The sequence below is a fragment of the Crateriforma conspicua genome (assembly GCF_007752935.1).
In the GTDB taxonomy this organism is placed as follows: domain Bacteria; phylum Planctomycetota; class Planctomycetia; order Pirellulales; family Pirellulaceae; genus Crateriforma; species Crateriforma conspicua.
In genome coordinates, this window is record NZ_CP036319.1 from 384,936 (window position 1) to 399,481 (window position 14,546).

Genomic DNA, 14,546 nt, shown 5'->3' on the forward strand with positions numbered 1-14,546 from the left:
GGCGGCGGGACCGAATCGGTGACATTTCGATGGTCATCGACCAGTCTAGGCCAAGTATCAGGTGATCAGGGGCGCGGTTCTTTCCGCAATTCTTTTGCTGCGCGAAGTCCGCTGTTCATCGCACCCTGGATACTGGGCGTTTCCAGGTAGTCGCCGCATCGAACCAGTGTTCCGGCGGGCACATCGGCGTCCCTAAGTCGACGAACCAATGTCGGTTGAACCACGGGATCCAGATCCATGACGGGCAATCCGAACGGGACGCGATAAACATGCAGACAATTCCACCGGCATGCTTCATCCCCGAACCATGATTCCAGTTGATCGCGAACTTGGGATTCGGTCGCTTCGGTGTCGCCGGTTTCGGGATCCATGCCGGCCGAATCGACCGAAACGCTGATCAGTGCCTTGCCCGGTGGTGCGTATTCCGGCGCCACATTGCTGATCACGACGGCCGATTGAATCGGACCGGATTCGTCACCGCGAAGCATCAACAATTTCCGCCGGTCGGGTGTCTGGTCGGTGGTGAAGTAAAAGTTCGTGGTACCCGACCACGGCGTTTCCATGGACGCATCGCCCAGCAGCGCCGCGGCCGCATTGCTTTCCACCGCGACCGCGACACGGTCCGATGTCAGGGCGGAACCGTCGGACAACCCGATTCGGTATTTGTCATCTTGACGGGCCAGGTCGACCACCGTGTGCGAAAACCGCAACGTGCCTTGTGGCAGTTGGTCGGCCAGCTGACGCGGGATCGCGGCCATGCCTTCGGCGGGAATCGCAATGTCGCCCTCGGCAAACATGCGAAACACGAACTCCAGCATACGGCTGGACGTTTGAAGGGTTTCATCCAAGAAGACGCCGCCCAAGAACGGTCGGAAAAACTGATCGATCATCGACGCACTGAAACCCGCCCGATTCAGTCGATCGATCGTGGGTGTTGCCGGACGTTGGTAAAGCCGGTCCAGTGTGCCACGGCGACTAGACGAACGCAGTTTCGCGACCCGCAATTTGTCACCCAATGTTCCCACCGGGTTGGTCAATGTCGCGATGGCTTGGGTGGGGCGTCGCCACGGATCGCCCAGTACAGAAAACTGACCTTGTTGTCGAATGAGTGCCCCCGGTTCAAACGGGCGCAACCGCAACGCGTCGTAATCCAGAAGTTCGCGGCAGGCCGGATAGGCGGTCAACAAGACTTGAAAGCCGTGGTCCAGCGTGAAGCCGTTGATCACATCGGTGCGGACGCGACCACCGGGACGTTCGCTGGCTTCCAGAATAGAAAAGTCGACGCCATGGTTCGCCAAGTGAGTGGCACAAGACAATCCGGCAAGCCCGCCGCCAATGATCAGGGTGTTGTAATGCGTTTTCATGGCTGCGATAGATCCTGAATAAAATGCCGGCGGGATGGCGAACGATCAAAAGTCGTCGACCTGGTATCCCTTTTCGGTCAGCTTCTTGGCCAGGGTGCGTTTGGGTTGATAGTCCCCGTGGACCAGTCGAATCCGTTTGGGTGCTGATTCAAATTGGTCCACAAATTCGATCAGATCCGCCTGGTCCGCGTGCGCGCTGTAGCCGCTTAATTGGTGAACGTCGGCGGCGACGTGGTACTTTTTACCGTCCAGCCGAAGCCAGTGTGCACCACGTTGCAGGACTTGTCCCGGCGTGCCGCTGGCTTGATAGCCGCAAAACACGATGTCCGTCCGCGGATCGTCCAAGAAACGTTTTAGATAGTTGACCACCCTGCCGCCGGTGCACATACCACTGCCGGCGATGACGATGGCGGGCAATTCGGTGCGGGCGATGTAATTCAGCGTGTCCTGATGTTCGTTGTGATCGCCGATTTTGACCAAGTTTTCAAAGACCAGCGGCTGATCATCGGTCTTCATCAGGTGCTGGGCTTCTTCGCTCCAGTAATCCTGCAGGTCGTCGTACAGTGCGGTGAAGCGTGATGCCAAAGGCGAATCGATCAACACATCGACACGGTGCAAAAGCGATTGTCCGCCTTCGGATTGCAACCGTTCAAAGATGCCGTTCATCTCGTACAGCAACGCTTGGGTTCGTCCCAGACTGAATGCCGGAATGATCGTCACGCCGTGGTCCTGCAACGTTTTTCGCAGGATCGATTCCAATGCGGCTTGTCGATCGCCCGATCGCGGGTGCAATCGATCGCCGTAGGTCGATTCCAACACCAGCAAGTCGGCCTGCGGCGGGCTTGTCGGCGGATTCAACAGCGGATTGGTGCCCGCGCCCAGATCACCGGAAAAGACCACCAAGGATCCGTCGGGCAAACGAACTTCAAAAATCGTCGATCCCAGCACATGTCCCGCCGGACGCAGACGGATTTCCACATCGCCTTCGATGCGATGCCACTGGTGATAATCCAGCGGCCGGACCAACGCGTCGACCGCTTCCAGGAATCGGTCGATCAGACGTTCCGATCGGGTGAAGCCGATCCGAATGGCATCTTCCATCACCAGCGGCAACAACTTGGCCGATGGCGGGCTGCAATAAATCGGCTGTTCGAATCCCGCGGCCATCAAGTGAGGCAACCGTCCACAGTGATCAATGTGAACGTGGGTCAGCAACAGACTTTGGATACCGTCGAGCGGAAACTCGATTTCTGGTCCACCGTGTTTCTGGGCTTCATCGCCTTGGAAGATTCCACAATCGACCAACAGGCTGTGGCGTCCATCATCCCAAGACAACTGGTGGCATGATCCGGTCACTCCTTGGTGGGCCCCGTGGTGAAACAGCTTCATGAAACCGGTGGATGCATGGAATGGGCGGCGGTGACCAGACGTGTCATTCGCCCGGCGATCTTTGACAACAGATCGGATGAATCTATTCGCCAAATCAAGGATACGGAATCATGGATAAGTTTTACGTGCAATCGGGATCGTTTCGTTGTGTCGTCCAAGCCGACGATTCCCGCAAAGCGGCGTTGTGGGCGGTGCATCAAGTGATGGGCCAGATTTTGCCGATCGACGGCGACGAACCGACGGGATCGGAATCGGCCGATGGCAACGAAGCGTCCAAACCGGTCGCTGTTTTGGGCGGCCGTGTGAAAGTCAGCCGTCGCGGGTATGACCGCGACGATGCGGGCGAAATGCCGACGATGGACGTGGTCGCGGACTGGAACCAGATGGTCACGACGTTGGACCGGCTGCAACGCATGATGTACCGCGCGGCATGATCGTGTGCCGGATCCGGCCTGACCTGCCCGCGATGTGCATCACGAACCCAGGTGGCCGACGCTGGTTTGGAAGTATTTGGTGCGCCGGCGAACGGTTTCTTCACCGCCGGCCGCCGCGGCTTCCAAATCCGCCAGATTGGCGGCGCAGTAACGACAACCGACTTGTTCCAAATGGAAACGAATGTAGTCGGCGCGTTCTTCGTCCAAGGTGCCCAGGATGTATTGCCCAAGTTCGCTGCGGTCGGGGCATGACAGTCGGTTGCGTCGCCAAATGCCGCCGATGGTGTGCAGCCCGGCGGATTGTCGTCCGGTCACCTCGGTCAGCCGCTGACGCAACGCCGCATCGCTTCGCAGATGATGCTCCAGTTCTGCCGACCGCGATGGCGGCAGAGCTTCGTCCAAAAAGGCGGCCAATTCGGCGTCGGAAAACTCAGCCATGGTGCAACTTAGCCCACATCAAACATCAGCCGTCGTGGCGGCTTAAGCAAAGCGAAACGTTCTGGCCGCCGAACCCGAAACTGTTGTTCAAAGCGTATCGAATTTCGCCGGGGCGGGCTTCGTTGGGAACGTAATCCAAATCGCATTCCGGATCAGGATTTTCATAGTTGATCGTCGGCGGCAAAACGCTGTCACGCATCGCCATCAAACACACGATCATCTCGGTCACGCCGGCCGCGGCGATCAAGTGGCCCATCATGCTTTTGGTGCTGCTGACGGGGACCGAATCAGCCAACGCGCCGAACACCTCGCGGCAAGCTTTGGTTTCGACACGGTCGTTGACCTTGGTGCTGGTGCCGTGAGCGTTGACGTACTGAATTTCAGCCGGTGTCAGACCCGCGTCGCTGATCGCCATTCGCATCGCGGCAATCGCGCCGTGGCCGTCTGGTGGGATGTCGGTCACACGGTACGCGTCGGCGGTGGTGCCATAGCCGGCGATTTCGCCATAGATCGTCGCGCCGCGTTTCTTGGCCATCTCCAGTTCTTCCAAGATGACCATTGCCGAACCTTCACCCAACACGAATCCGTTTCGTTTCAAATCGAACGGTCGGCTGGCTTTGGTCGGCTGGTCGTTGGATTCGGACAACGCGGTCAACAGGTTGAACCCGGTCACGCCGAACGGATGGATCATGCTGTGAGTTCCGCCGGCGATCATCGCGTCGGCTTCGCCGCGGCGAATGATTTCGGTGGCTTCGCCGACGGCTTGGCTGCTGGCGGCACAGGCGGTCAGGCAATTGAAATTGGGACCCTGGGCATTGAACTTGGTCGCCACATGGGCGGCCGGCATGTTGGGTTCTTGTTCCAGTTCTTTGGCGGGATCCAGCAGCTCCAGTCCGGCACGGACGAATTTGGATTCGTTGTATTCGCCTTCGGCCAGGGCGGCGACCATCATTTTGCTGAAGGTGCTGAAGTCCTGGTTGCCTTCACCACTGCCCAAGTAGACGCCCAACCGTGTCGGGTCGGTGATCACGTCGATGATGCCGCTGTCACTGACGGCTTGGTTGGCCGCACCGATGGCAAACTTGGTGTGCCGGCCCAGCTTTTCAACCGATCCCATGCCGTCGTCGGCTTCGGTCAGGTCCCAGTTCTTGATTTCGGCGCTGATCTTGGTGGGGAATCCGCTGGCGTCAAACAGCGTCGTCGGTGCGACGCCGGATTTGCCTTCCTGCAACCCGGACCAGACGGTGGCAACGTCGTGTCCCATGGGATTGATCATCCCGATACCGGTGACGACGACGCGACGGCGATGGGAATCAGTGGGCATGAAAGCGTGGGTCCAGCGGGGAAAATCAATGACAAAGGGCGACACCGATCACGGTACGCCGTCGTGACGACGGGCGGTCGATCAAAGGTTGTCGTAATGGGGCAACGGATTGCCGTCGGCGTCGACGGCGACGTGAAAGAAATTCATGATCCGCAGCATCGTTCGCAGGTCGCCGGGTTGGAACAGCGGGCCGTCGACCAGATGACCGGGTTCCAAAAAGGCGAACATCAAATCAATGTCGGCTTGCGGTTGCGTACCGCAAACACTGTGTCCGGTAGCAACGGCACCGGTGTCGTTGGCCGATTTGAAATCGACGCGATAACGCAGTTGGTCGCCGACCCGAGCCGGTTGGTGGTACGTCGCCTTGCCGACTTTGGCCAGCACGACACGCTTTTCAAACTTGAAGTGTTCGGCCACCAGGATACCGCCCAACTGTGCCATGCCTTCGATGATCAGAGTCGGCGGCAGGACGGGATAGCCGGGCAGGTATTCGTCAACCACTTCTTCATCCAGCGCGACATTCTTGATCCCGCTGGCGTGTGAACCGCTGACAAATTCGGTAAATCGGTCGATCCAAAACCAACGCATGGATCACTGGCCGAGTTTGGATTCGACGTATTTGCACAAATCGCCGACGGTCAGAATGTTCCCAAAGTCTTGGACGCGAGGGTTCTTTTCGAACTCCTCCAGATCAGCCCAGGGCATCCGGCGTTTCAGTTCCGCCATGCCTTCGGCGGTCACGGTGCCGTCCTGGACGTATTGACTGTTGGTCAAAATGTCTTCGGGCGACAGTTCTTCGCGGGGGATTGAGATATCGAATGCGCTTTCAAGCTTGAAAACGATGTCCAAGAAGTCGATCGATTCGGCACCCAAGTCGCCCACCAGGGTCGCTTCGCGGGTGACCTCGTCGTCATCGACGCCCAATGCGTCGACGAGTGATTCCTGGACTTTTTCGAAGATTTCATCCTGTGACAGACTCATTGTGCGATTTCCTTGGCAGGGGTGACGTTGAATGGAAGTGAATGGGATGTCGGATGGACGTTGATTTTGATGCCGGTCGGTCCCGGTCGCTAGCGGACGACGTCGCGGCAAAATGGGGAAGCCATCGCTAGGCGGCTTCGACTTCCGGAATGTCTTGGGGACATCCGAACAATGTCTGAAACTGGTTTCGGCACCGCTGCGCCAATTCTTCGTCGGTATTCAGACGCGCCGGATCTCCGCTGCTGCGGACATCCATGTGCAGGATCGCACTGACGGTGACACGGCCCTCTTTGGCGGCGACCGCTTTGATGCGGAACGAATCGCCGTCACGTGATTTGATCTCGGCGGTCACGCGGAGCGTTTCGCCGGGGGACAAAAAGTCGCCGAACTTCACACTGCGGGCTTCCCGCAGAAAGACCATCGGGCACTGAAAGTCCAGTGTCGAACGGACCAGCCAGATCGCCGCTTGGTGCAGCGCTTCGAGCATCATCACCCCGGGCATCACGGGAAGATTCGGAAAATGGTCGCTCAGATATTCTTCATCGGCCAAAAGCGTGCGTTCCCCGACCAGCCGCGAACCGGGCTGGAGGGCGATGATTTTATCGATTTGCCGATATTTCACTGCAGTATCTAACGGTGCCAATCAGGCGAAGTGGGGCGTTTGCCAGCGCGGACGCGACCTGAAGTCGAATCGATACGATAGTTGTCGGCATATTTTGCCTCAACCGGAGTTCTTTCCAGCGGGAGCCCCGATTTGCCACCGCGGCATACCAAATCGGTGCTCGGGGCGACCAGATCGACCGCGTCGGTCCGAAACGGTGGGTCAGCGATCGGTGGCTTGATCGCTGGCCGTCGGTTCCGCGGGCGGGGGATCACCGCTGGTGGTGTCGACCTGGCGTTGGGCCGCAACGATGACCAGGACGCCCGCAATCAACAACGCGGTGCCCAGCAGCCGCATCGGTGATGCGGCGGCCCGTGGATTTCCCAGCCATCCGTAGTGGTCCAGGATCACTGCGCCCACGGTCTGGCCCGTCATCACGGCGGCGAACCAGGGCAATGATCCCACCCGGGGCACGAAAATCAGCGATGTCGTGACCATCACCACGCCGATGGCACCGCCGAACCAAATCCACCATGGCAACTGGCCGGCGGGGCGGACGAATTCCGGCGGAAACCGGCCCATCGCCAGGCAAATCACAAAAACGATTGCGGCGCCGCTGGCAAAAGAAATCATGGACGCCTGCATCGGGTGTGCGACACTTCGTCCCAATTGCCCGTTAACGCTGGGCTGGGTCGCCAACAGGCATCCGGTCGCCAAACCCACCAGCACGGCGACGGTCAAAATTCCGAAATTGGACAAACGCGATTACCCCCCCGCCGGGCTTCGACGCTGGGGGCCGGCCAATTCGGGGCCGCCGTGAACGATCTGGTTCGATTCGTCGACGAACACCAAACGCGGCTGATGCTGGTCGACTTCGGGTTCGGGCACGAAACAATAGGTCGCCAGGATCACCAGATCGCCGGGGTGAATCAGGTGGGCCGCCGCGCCGTTGGCGCAGATGTCGTTTGAATTGGGCAGCCCTTCGATGGCGTACGTTTCCAGACGGCTTCCCCGTGTGACGTCCCACACGTGGATCGCTTCATAGGGAACGATCCCGGCGGCTTCCAACAAGTGGGGTGGAACCGTCAGGCTGCCCTCATATTCCAAATCGGCACCGGTCACCGTCGCGCGGTGAATCTTCGATGCCAACATCTTTCGAAAACGTCCGTTCATGCGTGAATTATGGTCGTCGGTCGACCGATCGCCAAGCGCAAACGGTTCTTTGGTCGCACCCGATGTTGACCGCTATGCATCACCCAGAAAGGGTTCCAGCAGCGACCGCGTCGCCGGATCGGTCAACGCCAGCTTGCCGAAACCGGGCACGGCGCCGGTTTCGGTCGCGGTTTGTTGGTGTTCCTCGTAATTGGAAACCAGCATCACCGGAACCGCATGGGTGTCCGGATCCGACTTGATTTGGCGGATCACGTCCAGGCCGTCGGTGTAGTCGCGGTCAAGTTTTCGATTGACCGTGACCAAGTCGACTTTGCGGTTCTTCAAGACTTCCAAGGTGTCCTCGGTCCCGTGAGTCTGAATCACGTGCACCTTGAAGTGACGGGTGACCATTTGACGGATGGAGGCAAAATCAGGGCCACAGTTGCCGCAATCGACAAGCGTCTTGGCGGTTTGCCCATTGGACGATGTGTTCAAGATTGGGTTCGATGGTTGGAAAGGAAATTGGATTCGACAGCGATGCCAAAAAGAAACCGACCGGTTCTGACGCCGCATGGTTGGTACCTGCGGCGGCCGGGATCGGTCGGTCAAGAATGACATCGTGATGATTGTTGGCAATGTCGCCGCCATGGCAAGGATGCCGGCCGCGGTCGTCGGCGTCATGTCGGGCCCGCCAAGGTCCGCCATTTCGGCCGACCGCGACGATACCCTCCATGCACTGACACGCTGATCGCCCGCGCGTTGTGGCGGCCGGGACGTTTCGCGTGTCCGTTTTGCGTTTTCTATTCTTGCTCGATGGCAAACAGCTTGTCTTTGGTGCTGATGTACAGCCGGCCGTTGGCAGCCACCGGCGTGCTGTAGACGCTGGTTCCCATGTTGATCTCTTCGATGGGTTCGGCATTGTCTTTGCCAAGTTCGAAGACACACACGTCGCCGTCTTCGTCACCGACATACACCTTGCCATCGCTGATCAATGCACTGCCCCAGCTTTGGGCCAGCATGTCATAGGTGAAGTGGACGATCGGTTGCCCGTCATCGGTTCCCTTGGCATCCAGGCAATGCACCAAGCCGGAAAAGTCGGCGATGTACAGCAAGCCGTCTTTGATCGCGACGGTGCCACAGGTGCGGTGCATTTCTTCTTCGAAATCGATGTTCCCGTCGCCGTCTTGGTCTTGCTGGCCGTAGTGCCACAGTGCGGCCGAATTCGGGTTGTCGATCGCAGCTTCGCCCTTCTCCGGTTCAACGGCTTGAATGCGCTTGTGCGGGATCGGAACGCGTTTGTCGCCTTCGATGCGAACCGCCAATTGGGGTGACACGTCGCCGCGTTTGTTCGGGTCGATGCACCACAGGTGACCTTCGCCCTCTTGGTGTTCCGGGTCTTGGCCGACGCCGATGTAAACGCGACCGTCATAGGCGACCGGAGTGCCGATCAGGTTATTTCGAGTGCCTTCGCCGCCCAGGATCCACTTGGATGTCTTGGGATTACAGTCGAATTTCCACAGCAATTCCGGATTGCCGTCGGTGCCGCGATCGGCGCGGAAGCTGTATAGCCAGCCGTCGCCGCCACAGAACAGCACCTGGGGAACGCCGTTGAATTCGGCCACCGTGGGGCTGGACCACTGGCCGTGCAAGATGTTCGTACCGGGCGAATTGTCCGTCCAATAGACTTCGCCGGTGTTCTTGTTCATGCAGAAGAAGCTGGGGGCGTCCGGTGCAGGCAAGTTGCCGTGGGATTCGTCTTGGCCGTTGCTGGTGTTGACGAACAGCAGGTCGCCGTAGCTTGTCACACTGCAGCTGCACATGTTGTGTTGGCTGGTCCCCAGTTCGGTCATCATGTTGAAGACCCAAATCGTGTCCGCGTCGTTCTTGTCGTTGACACCGAGTGCCTTGAAAACGCTGATCCGCGGTCCGATCTGCTTGATCGTCAATTCACGGTCGACACCACCGAAGTTTCCGGTGGCGGTCCAGACCTTGTTTTCGGTGACCGTTTTGATGGCGGCATCGCCCTCGGCCGCTTCGCCGGCTTGGGCGACTTGCTCCAACAAAGCGGCCGGGAAGGTCCCGCCGTTCAGTTCGGCCAAAGCTTCTTCGAACGTGTTGCCTTCGCCGGTATCCATGATCGACGCGACGAATGCCGGTTCGTTTTTGACCGGTCCGTCGTCTTCGTTGTCATAAAAACCTTTGGTGTCCAGACAACGGACTTCGCCGCGACTGGTGACAAACCACAACCGTTCGCCTTCGACCAGCGGGGCACAACAAATGCCTTGCAGCGGCCAATCATGAACGCGTCCGGTGATCAGTTTTTCGCTGCTGTGTTGCCACAGGAAGTCGCCGTTTTCTTCGTCAAAGGCCAGCAGACATCCCAGGTCGACCTTGGCGGGATAGCGTTTCAAGTAGCCGGCCCCGTTATTGGTCCCGACATAAACCTGACCGTCTGCGACGACCGGATTGCCATAGGTCTGGCTGCCCAGGTTGGCGTACCAGCGGATGTTTTCAACGCGGCTCTTGTCCCATTCACCCGTGCGACGGTCGAAACGTCCGGTGTTCCAGCTTTCGGGCAAACCCGTCACGCCGGGGACGTTGTTGCGGACCCGGGTGCCGCCCCACTGGGGCCAGTCGCCGCCGGCGGCCATGATCTTTTCGACGCTGTCTTCGGCGACCGATGCGGTCAGCGTGGATCCCTGGACTTCTGAAGACCCCTGAGCTTCGAAAGACTCAGGTGCCGATCCGGCCAGCGGCGTTTCCACCACGCCGGCGGCGCCGACGGTGGTGTTGCCGGAGATCGGGGTTTCGACGCCGGTGGTGACGTTGTCGCCAGAATCCAGCGGCTCGGTCGACACATTCACGTCGGTCGATTGAGGCGGTTTACAGCCGCTGAGCGATGCGGTCGTGATGCTGCCCAGGATCAAAGAACCCAGGATCATCATCGTGGCGGAAAATTCGTTTTGACGCATGGAGTTGATTCGACAGATTGCGAATGAAACGTGGTGGGGGGATTTTCTTTGTCAGAAGCCGTCGCGGGTTCAGTCTTCGTTCGCGGTGACTTCGATATTGTCCAAGTACAGTTCGGCGACCTTGGCGTTTCCGTACAGACCGGGGCTGGCCGACAACACCGGCGATTCGTCACGCGCGGTGACCGTCCATTCTTTGGGTTCCGGTTCGTCGCGCGGCCAGATCTTGCCTCGCAAAATCGCGGTTGCCGCGGGGCCTTCACTTTCGATTTCCGCGCTGAACTTCATCCGATACCAGACGCCCTCTTTCCACTCGAAAGGAACGGTGGAACGGGCACGTTCTTCGGAAGACACCCAGGTGCGGATTTGCAACTGTTGGCTTTGGCCCATCAGGTCCAGCACATAGCCTTGGGCGGTCAGCCCGATATCGGGCAATTGGTCCAGATTCCGGGATCCCATGACGTCGGCGCTGATCGTGTATTCCGCCATGTCGCTGGGGCCCATCCAAGCGCGGCTACGGGCACCCTTGGGAATCGTGCTGATCTTGGTCAGCGCGGGTGAACCGTCAACGTCGCGGATGACGTGGCGATAGCGTGCACCGACCCACGACAGCGGCGGATCGGAAAGGTCGTCAAAGGTGAATCGCCACGGCAGCGATGGAACGATACGGACGCGGGCCACCCCCATCGCGTCGCCTGCCTTGGCGTGAATCACCGCGGCGGTGTGCTGGGCCTGGGCGTCGGCGACAAAGGTCATGCCGTCAATCGTTCCCGGACCCTGGACGGTCAGTTCGACATCGGCGGGTGTTTCGACCGGCTGGCCGATTCGATTGTACGCACGAACCGACAGCTGGATCGATTCGCCGGGCTTGATCAGCGATTCGTTGGGAACCAGTAACAACTGCGTTGCAGCGGGATTTTGGGAAACCGGTGTTTCCTGGCCCAAGACTTCTTCGGCCGTGGGCATGGTTTGGCTACCGCTACCGGTATCCAAGCAGTAAAGCGTATTGGTGCCTTGGAAATAGACGCGACCGCCCGACGCGATTGGCGACGCGGCGAAACCTTGACCGCGGATTCGACGCTGTTTGTTCAGCACTTCGAAGCCGTCTTCGGTCGGTTCCAAGATGGCCCAACCGCCGCCTTCGGAAAGCACGTACAGTTTGCCGTCGGCGTAAAACAGTGCCGAACGCTGACGGGACCCCACCACACTTTTCTTTTCCAAGATGATTTCGCCGGTGTCCGCTTGGATCACCCACATCTTGTTGCGGTCATCCAAGACATACAGGCGGTCGTCGACCATGACCGGTTCGCCATAGCCGCAAACCAGTTCCTCGATCTTCCACAGTTCTTTGACGGTGGTGTCGTCGCCGGCGCCGCTGATTTCCAGTCCGACCATCGCGCCCATCGCACTGCCGGACACGTTTTCTTCGCTGTGGCCGGCAAAGACACGGTTGCCGACGACCAGCGGGGTGGCGTAAAGACCGCGGCGTGAAAACGGATAGCTCCACAGCGGTTTGCCGGTCCGCGGTTGAAAGCCCCAGACTTGGCCGTCGCCACAGCCCAGGATCAGTTGCCGCTGGCCGTCGATCGTGACCAGGCTGGGGGCGGAATAGCTGGTGTCATACGGCAGATCGCGGGTGCCGCTGAACCAGACGACTTCGCCGGTTTTCTTGTCCAGGCCCAACAGTCGGTGGTTCGGTTTGGCCCGATCGCCCCAGTTGATGATGATGCCGGAGATGATCACCAGATCTTCGTGGATGATCGGATAATTCGTGCGGCCGCCGTAGGTCGACAGCATGCCGAATTGCTCGTGCAGCGGTTTGTTCCAGACCACATCGCCCGTCTCGCCGTCCAAGCACATGAAGATGTCGCAGGACCCCAGGACATAGACGTATCCGGTTTCCGGGTCGGCGACCGGGCTGCTCCACCCGATCCGTTCGGCCGGGACGTCCGACAGCCAGACGTTGTACGAATGTTCCCACAGGGTTTCGCCGGTGGCGGCGTCCAGGCACAGCACGCGTTCGCCTTCGACCTCGGTGTCCGCATCGCTTCGCTGGATCGTGTACAGACGGCCGTTCATCGAGACGGGGGTACAGATGCCGCCGACGTCGTCGCGTTTCCACAGCAGATTGCTGCCCTCGCCGCCTTCGGGGTCCCAGTCTTCGGGCAAACCCGTCGCATCGGCGGTCCCGTCATAGCGGGGGCCACGCCAATAGGGCCAGTCGGCCGGTGCCGCCGAGGTGACCAAGATGCCGACCGCCAAGGTCAGGCCCCATGGAAAACGTGCAGTGAAGATGAAGCTTGGCATATTCAATCGAAAAACTCGTCTTCGGGGTCAAATTCGGGGCTGCAAACGATCAGCACCGTCAGGCGGCCGACGGCGCGATGGCGAACCCCGGGAGGGATCAGGATGGAGGTGTGGGGGCGAACCGGATGCGGGGTGCCGTCCAGTTCAATCGCGGCGTCGGGGTCACATTCCAGGACGACGTAAATTTCGGTGTGATGCCGGTGGTAATGTGTGCGGGCGGCGTGGTCGATGCGGGTCAGGTGGACGGTGCCAGGGAAATCGTCATATTCGGCGAATGCCCGCCGGGCGACGCCGCACGGGCAATCAATTCCTGGCAGGTCCGGAAGGTGGACGACTTCGGCCCGTCGGGGCTCGGTTGGGGGGGCGGGCGATTTCAAGGCGGATGAAACCGTGGGTCGGGCGACAGGAACCGAAGGCGGACGATCGGAGACCAACGCCGGCCGGGCCGTGTGTTCCCGGATCAACGCGGACAATCGGCACGTCGTGGCGGTCTTCCAGCCACCCGTGGGAAAATCCGAATCGCGGCACCAAAGGCCCCAGCTGACAGTTTAGACGTGATTTGTCGATTATGCCACGCGCAGCCGTTTCGTGATGCAAAACACCGGCATCAGGAGAAAATTTTGGCTGACCGGCAAAGGTTAACAAGCCGGCGAAAATGGTGTGGAACAGTAATTACCCACAGCACCAGGGCCGATAGCTGTAACTGAATCGCTGGGCGTCCCGTCGGCTCGTGGTCGACGCGGATGTCTCGTGAGGAAGACCCAGAGGCAAGGCAACCGGAAGTTGCCTGTCTTGTGGTCGTGACGACTTTCGTGACCCGTCGGATTCGAACGCGGCAAAGGATCGGAAACGATTCGACGTCGTTGGAGAACGGCAAGCTGAACGAAGTCAACCGTCACTCGGACGCGGCTGGGCCAACGGCCCGGCGGCATCTCCGAAGGACAAATGTGCTTGTTGGGCCCCCGGAGGCATCCGCCGGCGACTTCGTCCGCCGAATGGTTCCGGAACCCGCTGACGACGCAGAATTTGACGGTGACAAGCGACACGACCGCGAACCGACCCGCTTTATGGTGAAGGGAGACGTGGCTCCAATGACTCGGACCATTCTTACTCTGACCATGGTTTTGGCGTGCAGCTGCTGCACTCAAAGTTATGGATTTGACTTGCTGGATCGCATGTTGGGCTTGGACGGCTGTTGCTCGTCCAGCAGCTGCGACAGCGGTTGTGACGTTGGCTGTGAACCGACCTGTGGCTGCGAAGCCCCTTGCGGTTGTGCTGCCGAACCGACCTGTGGTTGCGAAGCACCGGCCTGTGGCTGTGTTGCCGAACCGACCTGTGGTTGCGAAGCTCCGGCTTGCGGCTGTGCTGCTGAGCCGACCTGTGGCTGCGAAGCTCCGGCTTGCGGCTGTGCTGCTGAACCGACCTGTGGCTGCGAAGCTCCGGCATGCGGTTGTGCTGCTGAGCCGACCTGTGGCTGCGAAGCTCCGGCTTGTGGTTGTGCTGCTGAACCGACCTGTGGCTGCGAAGCTCCGGCTTGCGGTTGCGGCGTCGACGTCTGCGAACCCGCTTGTGGCTGCGAAGTCGCTT

Annotated in this window: 14 protein-coding genes; 1 reads left to right on the plus strand and 13 read right to left on the minus strand. The window is 59.6% G+C overall.

The window, feature by feature from the left end:
* Positions 1-65: 65 nt before the first annotated feature.
* Together Mal65_RS01515 and Mal65_RS01520 are read right to left on the minus strand one after the other, a co-directional pair.
* Positions 66-1,364 (minus strand): NAD(P)/FAD-dependent oxidoreductase, encoded by a 1,299-nt coding sequence (locus Mal65_RS01515; protein ID WP_145293009.1) that lies wholly within the window; start codon positions 1,362-1,364, stop codon positions 66-68.
* Positions 1,365-1,409: 45 nt separating this feature from the next.
* Complete coding sequence (locus tag Mal65_RS01520) at positions 1,410-2,753, minus strand: MBL fold metallo-hydrolase RNA specificity domain-containing protein (RefSeq protein ID WP_145293011.1); 1,344 nt, start codon at positions 2,751-2,753, stop codon at positions 1,410-1,412.
* Positions 2,754-2,863: 110 nt separating this feature from the next.
* Between Mal65_RS01520 and Mal65_RS01525 the strand changes: the two genes are divergently transcribed.
* A complete protein-coding gene (locus Mal65_RS01525; RefSeq protein WP_145293013.1) occupies positions 2,864-3,187 on the plus strand; it encodes a hypothetical protein in 324 nt (107 codons plus the stop codon).
* A gap of 39 nt (positions 3,188-3,226) precedes the next feature.
* Here the strand turns inward: Mal65_RS01525 and Mal65_RS01530 are convergent, their stop codons facing one another.
* From Mal65_RS01530 to Mal65_RS27405, 11 genes are all read right to left on the minus strand, one after another.
* Positions 3,227-3,625 (minus strand): anti-sigma factor, encoded by a 399-nt coding sequence (locus Mal65_RS01530; RefSeq protein WP_145293016.1) that lies wholly within the window; start codon positions 3,623-3,625, stop codon positions 3,227-3,229.
* A 25-nt stretch (positions 3,626-3,650) separates the two neighbouring features.
* The gene (locus Mal65_RS01535) at positions 3,651-4,949 is read right to left on the minus strand and encodes a beta-ketoacyl-[acyl-carrier-protein] synthase family protein (RefSeq protein ID WP_145293018.1); all 1,299 of its coding nucleotides are present in this window, start codon (positions 4,947-4,949) and stop codon (positions 3,651-3,653) included.
* An 81-nt stretch (positions 4,950-5,030) separates the two neighbouring features.
* Positions 5,031-5,537, minus strand: a complete 507-nt coding sequence (locus Mal65_RS01540; protein ID WP_145293020.1) for a 3-hydroxyacyl-ACP dehydratase FabZ family protein — start codon at positions 5,535-5,537, stop codon at positions 5,031-5,033.
* 3 nt (positions 5,538-5,540) lie between these two features.
* On the minus strand, positions 5,541-5,930 hold the full coding sequence (locus Mal65_RS01545; protein WP_145293022.1) for an acyl carrier protein: 390 nt from the start codon (positions 5,928-5,930) through the stop codon (positions 5,541-5,543).
* Between the two features lie 127 nt (positions 5,931-6,057).
* Positions 6,058-6,552 carry a 3-hydroxyacyl-ACP dehydratase FabZ family protein gene (locus tag Mal65_RS01550; protein ID WP_145293023.1) on the minus strand — a complete coding sequence of 165 codons (495 nt, stop codon included), beginning with the start codon at positions 6,550-6,552 and terminating at the stop codon, positions 6,058-6,060.
* A 201-nt stretch (positions 6,553-6,753) separates the two neighbouring features.
* Positions 6,754-7,290 carry a DMT family transporter gene (locus Mal65_RS01555; RefSeq protein WP_196784480.1) on the minus strand — a complete coding sequence of 179 codons (537 nt, stop codon included), beginning with the start codon at positions 7,288-7,290 and terminating at the stop codon, positions 6,754-6,756.
* 6 nt (positions 7,291-7,296) lie between these two features.
* Complete coding sequence (gene panD, locus Mal65_RS01560; RefSeq protein WP_145293025.1) at positions 7,297-7,704, minus strand: aspartate 1-decarboxylase; 408 nt, start codon at positions 7,702-7,704, stop codon at positions 7,297-7,299.
* A 72-nt stretch (positions 7,705-7,776) separates the two neighbouring features.
* The gene (locus Mal65_RS01565; protein ID WP_196784481.1) at positions 7,777-8,178 is read right to left on the minus strand and encodes a response regulator; all 402 of its coding nucleotides are present in this window, start codon (positions 8,176-8,178) and stop codon (positions 7,777-7,779) included.
* 305 nt (positions 8,179-8,483) lie between these two features.
* Positions 8,484-10,334, minus strand: coding sequence for a PQQ-binding-like beta-propeller repeat protein (locus Mal65_RS27085; protein ID WP_449252310.1), 1,851 nt, complete (start codon positions 10,332-10,334; stop codon positions 8,484-8,486).
* A gap of 390 nt (positions 10,335-10,724) precedes the next feature.
* On the minus strand, positions 10,725-12,959 hold the full coding sequence (locus Mal65_RS01575) for a BamB-related PQQ repeat family beta-propellar protein (RefSeq protein WP_145293029.1): 2,235 nt from the start codon (positions 12,957-12,959) through the stop codon (positions 10,725-10,727).
* A gap of 2 nt (positions 12,960-12,961) precedes the next feature.
* Positions 12,962-13,432, minus strand: a complete 471-nt coding sequence (locus tag Mal65_RS27405; RefSeq protein WP_390621934.1) for a cupin domain-containing protein — start codon at positions 13,430-13,432, stop codon at positions 12,962-12,964.
* Positions 13,433-14,546: the final 1,114 nt, after the last annotated feature.